Origin of the sequence: Acinetobacter sp. WCHAc060042, from assembly GCF_003231195.1 — a bacterium.
GTDB lineage: Bacteria > Pseudomonadota > Gammaproteobacteria > Pseudomonadales > Moraxellaceae > Acinetobacter.
The window spans coordinates 22,293-36,389 of the sequence record NZ_QKVN01000026.1 but is presented as its reverse complement, the minus strand read 5'-3'; the positions used below and the strand labels follow the sequence as shown (position 1 = coordinate 36,389).

Annotated in this window: 12 protein-coding genes; 3 read left to right on the top strand and 9 right to left on the bottom strand. The window is 42.5% G+C overall.

All coding sequences use genetic code 11. The features are described from left to right. Positions 1-141 precede the first annotated feature (141 nt). Positions 142-753 carry a glutathione binding-like protein gene (locus tag DPG01_RS12200; RefSeq protein ID WP_078388936.1) on the bottom strand — a complete coding sequence of 204 codons (612 nt, stop codon included), beginning with the start codon at positions 751-753 and terminating at the stop codon, positions 142-144. A gap of 219 nt (positions 754-972) precedes the next feature. Here DPG01_RS12200 and DPG01_RS12195 point away from each other — a divergent pair, with 219 nt between their 5' ends. After that, complete coding sequence (locus DPG01_RS12195; protein ID WP_110975276.1) at positions 973-2,415, top strand: SulP family inorganic anion transporter; 1,443 nt, start codon at positions 973-975, stop codon at positions 2,413-2,415. A 63-nt stretch (positions 2,416-2,478) separates the two neighbouring features. On the opposite strand, the gene DPG01_RS12190 is transcribed toward DPG01_RS12195, so the two are convergent. Beyond that, positions 2,479-4,935 carry an ExeM/NucH family extracellular endonuclease gene (locus DPG01_RS12190; RefSeq protein WP_171327410.1) on the bottom strand — a complete coding sequence of 819 codons (2,457 nt, stop codon included), beginning with the start codon at positions 4,933-4,935 and terminating at the stop codon, positions 2,479-2,481. 192 nt (positions 4,936-5,127) lie between these two features. On the opposite strand from DPG01_RS12190, the gene trmB reads away from it, so the two are divergent. Continuing rightward, entirely contained in the window at positions 5,128-5,844 is a 717-nt protein-coding gene (trmB, locus tag DPG01_RS12185) for a tRNA (guanosine(46)-N7)-methyltransferase TrmB (protein WP_005400603.1), read from the top strand. 53 nt (positions 5,845-5,897) lie between these two features. Here trmB and DPG01_RS12180 read toward each other — a convergent pair whose 3' ends face one another. The 7 genes from DPG01_RS12180 to DPG01_RS12150 all read right to left on the bottom strand — a co-directional run bounded on the left by DPG01_RS12180 (position 5,898) and on the right by DPG01_RS12150 (position 12,757). Further along, positions 5,898-6,683: a fatty acid desaturase family protein gene (locus DPG01_RS12180; protein ID WP_110975274.1), complete on the bottom strand. Its 786-nt coding sequence runs from the start codon at positions 6,681-6,683 to the stop codon at positions 5,898-5,900. 127 nt (positions 6,684-6,810) lie between these two features. Beyond that, complete coding sequence (locus DPG01_RS12175) at positions 6,811-7,584, bottom strand: Rossmann-like and DUF2520 domain-containing protein (RefSeq protein WP_110975273.1); 774 nt, start codon at positions 7,582-7,584, stop codon at positions 6,811-6,813. A gap of 90 nt (positions 7,585-7,674) precedes the next feature. After that, a complete protein-coding gene (locus DPG01_RS12170; protein ID WP_110975272.1) occupies positions 7,675-8,472 on the bottom strand; it encodes a thioesterase family protein in 798 nt (265 codons plus the stop codon). 53 nt (positions 8,473-8,525) lie between these two features. Then, positions 8,526-9,200 (bottom strand): class I SAM-dependent methyltransferase, encoded by a 675-nt coding sequence (locus DPG01_RS12165; protein ID WP_110975271.1) that lies wholly within the window; start codon positions 9,198-9,200, stop codon positions 8,526-8,528. A gap of 70 nt (positions 9,201-9,270) precedes the next feature. Continuing rightward, positions 9,271-10,263: a biotin synthase BioB gene (bioB, locus tag DPG01_RS12160; RefSeq protein WP_110975270.1), complete on the bottom strand. Its 993-nt coding sequence runs from the start codon at positions 10,261-10,263 to the stop codon at positions 9,271-9,273. A gap of 74 nt (positions 10,264-10,337) precedes the next feature. Then, complete coding sequence (locus DPG01_RS12155) at positions 10,338-12,026, bottom strand: AMP-binding protein (RefSeq protein WP_110975269.1); 1,689 nt, start codon at positions 12,024-12,026, stop codon at positions 10,338-10,340. 101 nt (positions 12,027-12,127) lie between these two features. Continuing rightward, entirely contained in the window at positions 12,128-12,757 is a 630-nt protein-coding gene (locus DPG01_RS12150; RefSeq protein WP_086207833.1) for a TetR/AcrR family transcriptional regulator, read from the bottom strand. A 148-nt stretch (positions 12,758-12,905) separates the two neighbouring features. Between DPG01_RS12150 and DPG01_RS12145 the strand changes: the two genes are divergently transcribed. Continuing rightward, on the top strand, positions 12,906-14,078 hold the full coding sequence (locus tag DPG01_RS12145) for an isovaleryl-CoA dehydrogenase (protein WP_110975294.1): 1,173 nt from the start codon (positions 12,906-12,908) through the stop codon (positions 14,076-14,078). Positions 14,079-14,097 lie beyond the last annotated feature (19 nt).

Below are 14,097 nucleotides of genomic sequence, written 5' to 3'. Positions count from 1 at the left end.
GCCAAAATCTATGTAGGCACTATAGAGACTCTGTTCAGCGCTAAAAAGTAGTGAATCTGCAAAATATTATTGACTAAATATCAACAATAAATTTTAAAGTACAAAAAAAGCGCCTTTCGGCGCTTCTTCAATGCATCAAAATTAAGGAATTAGACCTTCATCTCGCATTGCAATTTGTACTGACTGGCGTTCAGCCACTTTATTACGGATAAAGATAATATTTTTATACGGTGATAAATCATGTTCGATGCCATTTGACCAATTGGTGAGGACAAATAAATATGCATCCGCAGGGCCAAAATTATCATCGACCAAATAGTCATGATCCGACTCACCAATTTGTTTGTCAATATAACTAAGTAAACGATCAATCTCTGCATAGGCTTTTTCTTTGGCAGCAGCATCTAATGGCGCACCGAAGAAAACGGCATAAGCATCGTGCAATTCAGAGTTTAAATAACCTAGCCATTCTAAAACTTTGGCACGCCCTAAGCCTGATGGCGGAATAAGATCTTGTTTTGGATCATGTTGTGCTAAAAATGGCAAAATGGCTACATTTTCAGTCAGAATCAAACCTGGATTAATTTCTAAAGCGGGTACATATCCTTTTGGATTAATTTCGTAATAATCAGCACCTTTTTCTGTTTTATGTGTTTTTAAATCTACTCGGACTAAATCAAAGTCAACATTAATTTCATTGAGGATAATGTGCGCCGCAAGCGAGCACGCACCCGGTGCATAATAAAGCTTCATATCTGATCCTTGTTATAACTCTATTCTCTGTTTTAAATGGCTTCTAACAAACTTTCAAGTGATCAAAACCTGTAAATTGCAAAAAAGCGTAAACGAAAAATCATTCGTTCGCCTATTGAATATTGTCTAATTCACATTTTTTTTCAAGTACAACAACACTGCAATTTGCAACAGAGTTGTTTTAACATAGCCCCCTTGACCCTAAAATGAATTTGATCTGTGATTAGCCTTAAAAAAGATGAATGGTTTTCTAACATTCGTACCGATGTTCTTGCTGGTTTAGTGGTAGGACTTGCTCTAATTCCCGAATCTATTGCTTTTTCAGCAATTGCAGGTGTAGACCCTCAAGTCGGACTGTATGCCTCCTTTTGTATCGCGGTGAGCATTGCTTTTTTTGGCGGTCGTCCAGCCATGATTTCAGCTGCTACAGGCGCGATGGCTCTACTCATGATCACGCTGGTCAAAGAGCATGGCCTACAGTATTTACTGGCGGCAACTATACTCACTGGTGTCATTCAGATCATTGCGGGTTATTTTAAAGTCGCCAAACTGATGCGTTTTGTGTCGCAGTCAGTGGTGTATGGGTTTTTAAATGCACTGGCAATTTTAATCTTCATGGCCCAGCTTCCAGAACTCAGCCAAATGAATCACTGGGGCTATGCATTTGTTGCACTTGGCCTCGCTGTGATTTATCTGTTTCCCTATCTGCCTAAAGTGGGGAAAACCATTCCCTCACCGCTTATTTGTATTCTTGTCCTGACCGCTTTGGCGCTGTTTTTCGGCACAGATATGCGTATGGTCAGTGACTTAGGTCATTTCCCCGATACTTTACCTATTTTTCTACTGCCTGATATTCCACTAACCTTTGAAACGCTGCAAATTGTCTTTCCTTACGCCATTACATTAGCGACCGTCGGTTTGCTTGAAAGCATGATGACCACTACAGTAGTGAATGAAGTCACAGGCACTGAAGGTGACCGTCATCAAGAATGTCGCGGACAAGGTATGGCAAATATTGTGAGCGGTTTTATGGGCGGTATGGCAGGTTGTGCCATGATTGGACAGTCTGTGATTAATGTCAGCTCAGGTGCGCGTACTCGACTTTCAACCTTAGTGGCTGGTGTGTTTTTACTGTGTTTGGTGGTGTTTTTTAAAGACTGGCTGTCGTACATTCCAATGGCGGCATTGGTTGCCATTATGATCATGGTGGCATTTACAACCTTTCAATGGGACTCGGTTAAAAACATCGCTAAACACCCGTTACAAAGTAATATGGTGATGTTGAGTGTCGTGATCATTGTCTTAGCCACACACAATCTTGCCTTGGGTGTCTTTGTCGGAGTTTTACTGTCCGCATTATTTTTCATCAATAAACTGGAAAGTACAGTCCATGTTCAATCTGAACTGCATAACCATACCCGTCGCTATGTAGTGAGCGGTCAAATTTTCTTTAGCAGCTCAGAGAAATTCTTTCAGTTTTTTGACTTTAACGAACATATTCAGAAGGTTGAAATTGAACTCAGCCATGCACATATTTGGGATATGACTTCAGTCCAAATGTTAAATGCTGTGGTTGAAAAGTTTGCAGCCCGCGGTGTAGTGGTCGAGGTGTTAGGCTTAAATGAAGCCAGCAGCACCCTCATTGACCGCATCAGCTCATAAAACTGAAACCCTAGATAAAATAAAAGAGCGATAACGCCCTTTTATTATTATCCATAAAGAGAGTTAAGGCTGATTCTTACGACGTCTTAGACTGCCATATAAGGCCAAACCAATTAACCCTAATGCAGACCACAGCCCTGTACTTCCCGCACTGGTTTTATCATCCTCATTAGCCACTGCATCGTTTAAGTCTAAATCCACAATCACAGGATCATGGTCAGAAGAGCGGTAAGCATCGTCTGCATAGAATGCAGCAATTTGCTCCTCAGTTTTATATTCTTCGTTATAGTCCAGTGCCGTCGGTTCATCCGCATTGATATGCCATGCAAATGCTTTTTTCACCAAAGGATAAAGTGTTGCATCGGCAATCGCATGGTCTAAATTGCCTGCACCACCATAACCTTGGGCATTACTGGCTACACCGAAGACATAGCTATAGGCTGCTTTCCCCTGACCAATTTTTTCATCATTCAACAAGACTTTATAGTTGGCTTGTTCAAGCGCCAAAATTGGGTCTTCTTTGGCATAACTATTCATATCCCCCAACAGTAAGACATTTGGTTTACTCACCTGCGTTGGATTTTTTGCGACCCATTGCATTAACGCTTGCACTGCTTTAACGCGGGTTGGATTCCAACAGCCTTGACCATCGCCCTGATCTACCTCTATCGAAGTTTTATCATCAGGACAGCTACCTTTAGACTTCAAATGGTTGGGAATAACTGTAAAAGTCTTCCCGCCAGATAGAGCTTGAAAGGTTTGTGCCATCGTGACACGGTTTTTCTGACTCTGATCATCAAAGACCGCTGCGACATTGATTGGTTTGACCCGCTTAGCATTATAAATAATAGCAACAGCAATCGCATCGGTTCCGAGTTTGTCAGCATTTGGAGGTGTTACATATTTCCAATCATTCCCCAGCGCTTGGGCTAAATATGCAACTGCACTACGCTCGCCATAACCATTGTTGGCAATTTCCATCAGACCATAAACATCTGCATCAATCGCTTTTAATGCACTGACAATTTTCTGATGTTGCTTTTTAAACTCAGCTTCAGAACTTGCACCACGTTCCGTCGGAAAACCTTGCGCCAAACCATTGTCATAATTCAGTACATTAAATGCTGCAACACGAACTTGTTGTGTAGCCTTTGCTGGAACGCTCGTACGTGGGTTTTGCGCGTCTAAGACTTGCGGCGCTGTTGCATCAAGCACAGGTTGAATTCGCCATTGGTTATAACGGTATTCTAAAATGCCTTGTACATTTTGCAGTTGTGCACCTGTACGTAGGGTGTTTTTAGCACTAAAAGAAGTTGGCAACCACGGCGTTCTGTTCTGATTGTTGTAACCATCATCCAAAATCAGTTTAGAACGTAAATTTTGTTGTGCAAGCGCTTTGGCTTCCGTTGAGTTGGCAGGATATAAATTGGTTGGAATATATAAACGCGCAGGGCTTAAAGCCAACTGACCATAACGCCCATAGTCATAGTTTTCACTGACCGTTAGAGTTTGAGGAATATTGACCAACATACCCTGATAACGTTTTGGGGCATGGCCTGACATTTCAGTCAAATTATCAAAGGGCAAATTGATCGCTATTGGCTTAACCAAATCATGCGCCGAAGGATTACATACGTTAATATCGCTGCTTAAATCTTGAAGCTGTAGTTGGTTTTGATAGGTTTTCAGTTTGCCTTTAAAAATAACTTCCTGCCCGACTTGCCCACCTGTCACGCTACTTGAAGAGGGAACATAGACAAACACCGCGTTGCTGGTATTGACTTGGGCTTGAGTATCTGGGGTTTGGATAAAGAAACCTGAAAAACCATTGTTATAACGATAATCAGCCGTGATTACGCCTTTTACCACATACTCCACATCTTGCGGTGCACTTTGCAATGTCGCAATTGGGGTCGCTGTCGTACTACAGCTCAGGGTGGTCAATGGTGGTGCCACTGTATTTCCAGCAAGATAGCTGGAAAATGCATTTCGGTCTGACCATTTTTCCCATGCCGATGCCAAATCAAACGGTACGGTAACGTCAATCCCTGCACTGGAAACATGATTACTTAATAGTGTGCGTTTAAAGCTATTTCCCTTTGCAACACCACCCCATCCAGTGCTTGGTCTTTCGCCCACTGTACCAAAGCGGTCAATCGCAATGCCATTATGATAAAGCACCAAAGCATCATCACCATTGAAAGCTAAGTTCGCCTGCTGTTGTACCGCATCGCCCAGCGCTTCTTTTAAAGCAGAATGCCCGACCAGATAATACCCCTTTGCTGCCAATTGCCCAGACAAACTCACTGTCAAATTTGCATTGGTACTGCCATTTGCGAACTGTTTAATCTGATATTCTGCCAAATTGACCGTCGTCGGATCTGGATTATAAATTTCTAATCCTTTCTTATTTGAAGTGCCATCTACATACTGACTAAATAATAGTTGTGCATACGCGGGAAAAGAACAACCTGCCAAAATCAGGCTCAGGCTTAATATCTGTGGCTTAAAATTTTTCATCATTTTTTATCAGTTGGTTAAATTGTATGGCAGGTTAATTTTTATTCGTTACATCATGATTAATAAATGATGACAGTTTTTAGGCTAATCAAAATAGAGCGTGCTGAATTTGATAAATTCTGAGTAAAAAATTTGACTTGTCCTGCTCAGGACTTACAATACCGCTTTCGAATTTCTACATCTGCCAAAATTATGACGAATGATCAATTAGACCAGCAAGTCGTCGAGCTAGACAACTTAAATGAACACCGCGAAATTGTGACATTTATGCGTCGTTCATCTCCGCTGAACACCTCGCAACGCACTGCGCTTGAACAATATGGTCACATGATTTTGGAATACCCTGTAGGTGACTTACGCCAACAGTTTGAACATCCAGAACGTCCGCTCACAGTTGAAATTGGCTTTGGTATGGGACGTTCATTGGTCTTGATGGCGCAAGCCAACCCTGAACGTAACTATGTCGGGATTGAAGTGCATGTTCCGGGGATCGCACAATGTGTGTATGAAGCTGGAATTGCAGGTTTAACCAATCTTCGTCTTTTAGATGCAGATGCCATTCAAGTATTACGTGAAATGCCAGACAACAGCATCAACGCTGTGCAACTCTACTTCCCAGACCCATGGCAGAAAAAACGCCACTTTAAACGTCGTTTCGTTTCCCATGACCGTATGCCACTGGTTGAGCAAAAGTTGGAAATGGGTGGAACATTCCACGCAGCGACAGACTGGGAACCGTATGCAGAGTGGATGATTGATGTACTTGATAACCGTCCAAATCTTGAAAATATGGCTGGTAAAGGCAACAGCTACCCGCGTCCAGACTGGCGTCCACAAACTAAATTTGAACGTCGCGGACTCGAAGAAGGCCATAAGATCAACGACTTCTTATTTAAGAAAATAAAATAAATTTTAGATCCTCTAAAAATAGGGCCGAGTGCCCTATTTTTATACTTAAAATGTTAGAACACATGCCGAATTTCAACCGTTGGATCATGTTCATCCAAACGTTTTGCCAAAATATGCAAGTGTCGTGTCGGCACTGCGGGAAATAAATGATGCTCCACATGATAAAACATGTTGTAGGTCACGACCCGTTTAAACTCATTGCGCACTGTGCGCGCCATATACACATGATCTTCCGTATCATGATGTACCGTCCACACCGCAAAAAAAGCCGTCATGCATTGTCCAATCAACATGGCACTGACATGGTATTTTAAAATACTGATATCCAAGATCACAAAAACCAAAAACAATACCATGACGTTGGCAACCAGCTCAGCAGACATCCATTTTTTCTGGGTTTTAGTCCCAACCTCAAAGGCTTTTTTATGCAACATCCATGGAAAAATAGGGCCAAAAAGCAAAGCTTGCCACCACTTCATGCTTGCACTTTTCGCTTCAATATCTTCGTCCTGCATACAGTGCTGATGGTGTCGCAGGTGATTAATTTGTACCGCATGCATCGAGCCGAGCATGATAATACTTAAGACAAACATGACCCAATGAGTCGCAGGTCGGCTAATGCCTAAGGCAAAATGAAAGGCATTATGCACCTGTCTCAGTCCAGTTAAGAAAAACATAAACGAGCAAAACAGCGCCAAGACATACCACTGTAAACTTGCAAAAATGAAAGAGACGATCAACCACGGTAAAGAAATGAACAACTCACTGATCACATCGGTACGGCCTAACGGAACGAGATCTTTCCACTGCACTTGTTCTAATAATGAATGTGAACGCATATGCCCTCTATTTGTTTGTATTTATTTTAAGCAATACTGTACCGAATCTTAAGGCATAAAAAAAGCCACGTTTTCAGTGGCTTTGCTTGTTCTTTGTCACTCGCTTTTTCGTTTATTATTTTAAATGTTAACTGTGACGTTGACTGATCTGCTGACTCATTAAGGCATACACTTCAGCAAGATCCGCACGTTGAGCTTGCGCAAGCATCTGTTGATGCATTTGTAGAATATTCTGATCCTGACGCATCGCAGGGCCAGTTTGCATCTGTTTCGGATCATTCTGTGTCGCTTTCTGCGCGGTTTCTAAAATCAAGGGGTATAGCAGACTAAAATCGACCCGCTCTGCATCCACCACTTGTTTCGCCATGTCATAGCAATAATTACTAAAATTACAAGCAAAGACAGCCGCTAAATGCAAACTTAGACGCTGCGCAGAGCTATAGCTATACACGCGTTGGCTCATGCTTTCTGCCAGAGTATGTAGTCTTTGAAGATCCGTATTTTCGGTGGCTTCTACAAACAATGGTGTATTTGACCAATCAATTTCACGTTCTAAGCTAAAGGTCTGTAAGGGATAAAAAACCCCTGCACGTGCATGTTTCATCGCCAAAACTGAAAGCGCTGTACTTCCTGAAGTATGCACAATCAACACATTCGGCAGGTATTCAGTCAATGCTGAAATCACGCTTGGAATCGACTGATCACTTACCGCAATCATCACCAAATCCACATCAGCATTTAACTGCTTAAAATGACTGACCGCCTTTGCATGTACAACTTGCGCCAAATCCACAGCTTTATCGAAGCTTCGGCTATAAATATTGATGATTTCATGCTGAGACATCAGGGCTTTGGCCAAATGATGAGCCACCCGCCCTGCTCCAATTAAACTGATCCGCATCTTGATTTCACTATTTTAAAGTGCCTACAGCATGCCAATAAAAAAAGGATGAAGCAATTCATCCTTTTTTATTAAATTGACACTGACCAACTAAAACTTACGCAGGGTCAAAATCTGTTCACTACGACCAAATGGCCCTTGCTCATCGTGCAAAACCGCACTGGTTAAACCGATACCATCATCACCATATTGCTGCGTCGCTTCCAAACCTAACCATTTCCCTTGGGGTAAACGGTATAAATGCAGTTGTAGGTCTAAATTTGGAAAACCCCATCCAGATGCTGGATTTTGACGTGGCACAATACCATTGGCTGTGTCGACCATCCCCAGTAAGCGCACAAAACTTGATGTTTGCTGAGCTTCCACCATGTCCAAATCATTATGTAACCAGACGATGCCTTTACCTGCTCGATGGCCGTCTGCCGCACGTGTCTCAATACTCTGGATATAACCACCCGGCCAACATTTCATCCCATCCCACACTGGCAAAGTTTCAGGATGTACAATGGGTTGATCTTCCAACCCTGCAATTGCACTGGTATCTTGCTTCATCATTTTCCAAGCACGGGCCACAATACAGGTCTTGCCGTTTGCCTGCATTTCCGCCTCGATCAGTTCAATGGTTTTTCCAGCACGAATGACACGGGTATGCACCGTAAACTCACCAAAAGCGATCAGTCCAAAAATATCTAAACTCACGCGTCCAATGCGCATCTCATCGCGTGGTTGAAACTGTTCTAACTCTGCACACAAAACCCCTGTTGCTGGCGCCATGTGTTGCTCATGCGGATTCCATGCACCCTGTGCATGAATATTGGAAAGATAAGACGCCGTACAGCTCCCATCACTGTGCTGTTCACGATTTAAAAGTTGATAATAGGCTGCCATGTGTATTCCTTCACTCTTATCTTTAAAATGTATCTTTTCACTGCTATTGGCTTTTACTTTTGTGCAAAAAAACCATAATAATCCAACAGTTGACTGTAATTTCGTACTTCATGAAATCCAACTTTAGTCAGAAGCTCTCGCATCTGGTTGGCAGATATCAGGTAAAAATCTTGTTGCAGGCGCTCAATCATTTTTTCACTCTGCACCACCGTCAAACCATTGCTCTGACATAGTGTTTGTAAAACCTTGAGCTCACTGTCATCACTAGAGCTCATCAGGTCATAGTTGAGTAAAATCGCTTGTGTTTTAAGACAACGGAAAATATCGGCAAAGAAGAATGGCTTTGCTTCAAGCGGAATAAAATGCGCCACCAATATGGCTAAAGCTGCATCAAACTGTGCACTTTCATGTAATGCCGTGGTATCACCATGGACAAAGCGAACCCGCGTTAAATCACAATTGGTCGCGCTCAATAACTGCTGTGCTTTTTCAATCATGGTCAAAGATGGATCAACAGCGGTAAAATTCCACGTCGGATGCTGTGCCAACAAATATGAAAGCTCATAGCCTGTGCCACAGCCCACAATTAATACATGCGCATGTTCTGGTAAATGTGTTCTTAAAATGGCTTGAATTTGCAAATGAACCAACTCATACCCTGGAATGAGCTTACGAATATGTTCATCATAACCATCCACTACAGTTTGACTCTGAAAGTCTTTCGCCATTTTATTCTTCACTCATCTACTTTTAATCGTCGCCCTAAATCTACACTTTCATGACTGCATGTTCTAGCACTTAAGCCACAGCCATAGCATCGACCGTTAACTCAGTAAGCTGCGGTTTGGCTTTTTCTGCATGTAGACCCAGTTTTTGAAAGAGTTGTTGATCCTTCCCCTCAGCAGTATTTGGCGTAGTCAGCAATTTTTCACCTGAAAACAGTGAATTTGCACCCGCCATGAAGGCCAAAGCTTGGTCGGCATCGGACAACGATTCTCGCCCCGCAGACAAGCGAATATAACTTTTCGGCATAATGATGCGCGCTACCGCAATAGTGCGAATCCACTCCGTTACATCTAACTTTTCAACTTCTGCCAAAGGCGTACCTTGCATGGGAACCAACATGTTGATCGGTACAGATTCGGGATGAATCGGTAAAGTCGCCAATTCAAACAATAAGCCAATTCGATCTTTGGTCTCTTCACCTAAGCCAACAATCCCGCCACTACACACTTTTAAGCCTGCCTCTCGGACATGACTTAAGGTATCTAGACGGTCGTCAAAACTACGCGTACTAATCACATTGGGATAGTACTCACGCGACGTGTCTAAGTTATGGTTGTAATAATCGAGTCCTGCACCTTTTAAACGTTCCGCTTGTGAAGTATTCAACATACCTAGCGTCATACAGGTTTCTAAACCCAATGCTTTCACTTCACGCACCATATCCAAAACATATGGCATATCTCGCTCATGTGGATTTCGCCATGCCGCGCCCATACAAAACCGAGTAGAACCTGAGGCTTTCGCCTGCTGTGCTTCGCTAATGACCTTTTCAACCGCAATTCGTTTTTCAGCTTCAAGCTTTGAGTCATAACGCGCAGACTGTGAACAGTATTTGCAGTCTTCAGGGCATTTTCCTGTTTTGATCGACAGTAAAGTACTGACTTGAATCGCATTCGCGTCAAAGTACTGACGATGAATTTGCTGTGCTTGAAAGACCAAATCTAAAAAAGGCTGTTGGTAGAGTGCTTGTATTTCAGCGCGAGTCCAATCATTTCTCAGGTGCATATGCTATTCCTTTTGCTTTTCACTTCGGACTTTCCTTTGGCTTTAACCCAGCAAAGGAAAGTCCGTCTTCAACCTTATGCGATTTCTTTCAAATCCAGTTCATTACGCATAAATTCCTGCAATTTAAACTTCTGCGCTTTGCCCGAAGCCGTCATTGGGAACTCATTAAAAAACCGGACATAACGTGGAACTTTATTGTGTGAAATGTGTTCTGCACAGTACTGACGGATCGACTCTTCAGTAATGTCATGATGCTCATGTAAAATAATACAAGCACATAACTCTTCACCATAACGTGCATCTGGCAGACCAATAACTTGGACATCGCTGACATCAGGATGAGTATATAAAAAGTCCTCGATTTCTTTCGGAAATAAATTTTCTCCGCCGCGAATGACCACATCTTTAATTCGGCCTTTAATTTTCACAAAGCCTGCTTCGTCCATTTCTGCGATGTCGCCCGTATGCATCCAACGTGCTGAATCAATCACTTCTTGAGACTTTTCATGGTCTTCCCAATACCCCAACATTACCGAATAGCCACGAACACACAGTTCACCCAACTGACCACGTGGTACAACTTTGCCTTGTTCATCTACAATTTTAATTTCAAGATGTGGATGGACGCGCCCTACGGTTCCGACCCGTTGTTCAACTGAATCTGAGGTTGAACTTTGTGCACTGACCGGTGCCGTTTCAGTCATACCATAGCAAATGGTAATTTCAGACATGTGCATCCGATCAATAACACGTTGCATAATTTCACGTGGACACGGACTACCCGCCATAATGCCTGTACGTAAACTGGAAAGATCAAAGTCATCAAACTGTTCATGCTCTAAAGTGGCAATGAACATGGTTGGTACACCATATGCAGCCGTACATTTTTCTTGCTGAATGGCTTTTAAGGTTTCTAAAGGATTGAACACCGCCGATGGATAGACCATGGTTGAACCATGCGTAATGCAGGCCAAATTACCCATCACCATACCGAAACAGTGAAACAGTGGTACAGAAATACAAACACGATCGGCAGGACTTAAGTGAATGGCTTCACCAACAAAATAACCATTATTTAAAATATTATTATGTGTCAGCATTGTGCCTTTCGGGTTACCCGTGGTGCCCGAAGTAAACTGGATATTGATGGTTTCATCAAACTGCGACTCGCTTGCAACGAGCTCTAATTGATTGAGCTGTCGCTTACTGGGGGGAGAGAGTAAGTCGCTAAAACGATGCAAACCCGTATGTTCTTCTTCATCAATTTTAATAATATATTTCAAATGTGGCAGTCGTTCCGCCTTGAGCACTTTATTTTCAGCCCCTTTAATTTCAGGTGCAATTTTCATTAAAATATCTTGATAATTGGTGCTTTTAAACTGCGATGCAATGACCAAGCCCTTACAAGAGACTTTATTCAACACATATTCGAGTTCACTACTCTTATAGGCTGTGTTCAAGTTGACTAAAATGATGCCCGCTTTAAACGCAGCAAACTGGGTAATCGTCCATTCCACACAGTTCGGTGACCAAATCGCAAGTCGATCACCTTTTTTCAAGCCCAGTTTCAGTAAACTACAGGCAAATGCATTGACCTGCGTTTGTAATTCCTTATACGTAAGTCTGACATTTTGATGCAGGCTGACAACAGCATCTTGTTCCGCATACTGCTGACAAGCCTGATCAAATTTCTCACCAATCGTCATCCCTAATAGGGGCTGACTGCTCGTTCCATAGGCATAACTTAACCGTTCTTGTGTCATCGAATCGTTCTCCTTGATTCATTATCATCTTGTTATTCAACTTATTTGTTCTATGACCACTTCCTTTGAAAACGCCAAGCCTTTGTGCTTTATTCCTTGGGCTATTTTTCCTCCTGAACCTGAACTGCATTGACACAAAATTCGGCAATTTGTTTCACAAAGTAGTCTTTATGGTTTTGCTCAAACATTACACCTCGAGATGGGTTTAAAGGCTCTATCACCACAAAAGTCATGGCACCGACCACACAAAGTGCTGCGGTATTTAAGTCTTCAAAACCGAACTCGCCGTTAATTTTCCCTGCGGCCAGTATCTCTTTCATGCTCTGTTTAATCAGTTGTTTACTGCGAAAACGCTCATGTTCTAATTCAGCATCAACTGGTTCAAACATGAGTGAATACGCAAGTTGGGGGCTATTCATGGCACGCTTCACAAACGTGGTCACCGCTTTGTCTAATTTCTGTTTTGACGTCAGCTCATCACTTTCAGCAATGTGGTTCAAAATTTTCACCTCATGCTGAATGGCCTCCGAAAGAACCTCAATTAACACTTGGCTTTTGTTATCGAAGTAACGATATACCAAACCACTGGAAACACCTGCACGTTCAGCAATCGCTTGAATTTGTGCGTCCTTAATTCCCCCTTGAGCAATAAGTTCACGAGCAGATTGCAAAATCGCTTGGCGATTTTGTTCCATTCGTTCTTGCATCAACGATGATCTTTTATAACTCATAATTCTATTCTCAACCAGATAAAATGAATTGTAAATCAATTTGTGAATTTTAGTTCACTTTTTTAAAAATTCGATGTATTGTAAAAATCAAGCACAACAAAAATGCTTTATCAGGAACAACAAATACAATCATAGGATGAATGAAGAAATGACCTTCCAAAGCTTAACTTTCGGTTTAGATGAAACACTCATTGCACTGCGTGATTCCGTTGCGGCGTTTTGTGCCAAAGAAATTACTCCTATTGCCCAACAAGTCGATCAGAACAACAAATTCCCTGCTCAGCTATGGAAAAAATTTGGCGATATGGGCTTACTCGGTCTAACCGTCAGTGAAGAATATGGCGGTACAGGCCTAGGTTATTTAGCACATATCATTGCCATGCAAGAAATCTCACGTGCTTCAGCTTCGATTGGTCTTTCTTATGGTGCACATTCTAACCTATGTGTGAATCAAATTAACCGAAATGGCAGCGAGGAACAAAAACAACGTTATTTACCGAAGCTAATTTCAGGTGAGTATGTCGGAGCACTTGCCATGTCTGAACCGAATGCAGGCTCAGACGTAGTCAGCATGAAGCTCAAAGCTGAAGATTGTGGCGATCACTTTCTGTTAAATGGCTCAAAAATGTGGATCACCAATGGTGGCGATGCCGATGTGCTTGTGGTGTATGCCAAAACGGATCTGCATGCAGGCGCTAAAGGCATGACGGCTTTCCTTGTAGAAAAAGGCATGGAAGGTTTTAGCCACGGCACACATTTAGACAAATTGGGTATGCGTGGTTCGAACACCTACCCCCTGTTCTTTGACAATGTGAAAGTGCCAAAAGAAAACGTGATGGGTGGTGTAGGAAACGGCACCAAAGTGCTCATGAGCGGTTTAGACTACGAACGTGCTGTTTTAAGCGCAGGTCCTTTAGGCATTATGGATGCCTGCATGGATACCGTGATTCCGTATATCCATGACCGTAAACAATTCGGTCAAGCGCTCGGTGAGTTCCAGTTGATGCAAGGCAAAATTGCCGATATGTATTCGACTTGGTTGGCATGTAAAGCGTTGGTTTATGCCGTGGGTGCTGAGTGCGACAAGGCTGACCATAGCCGTAGCCTACGTAAAGATGCAGCCAGTGCAATTTTATATGCTGCGGAAAAAGCCACATGGATGGCAGGTGAAACCATTCAGACCTTAGGTGGAAATGGTTATATCAATGAATTTTCTGCAGGCCGTCTATGGCGCGATGCAAAACTCTATGAAATTGGCGCGGGAACTTCTGAAATTCGCCGTATGTTGATTGGCCGTGAACTGTTTAATGAAACAGCTTAACCCTCCACAACAATAAAAA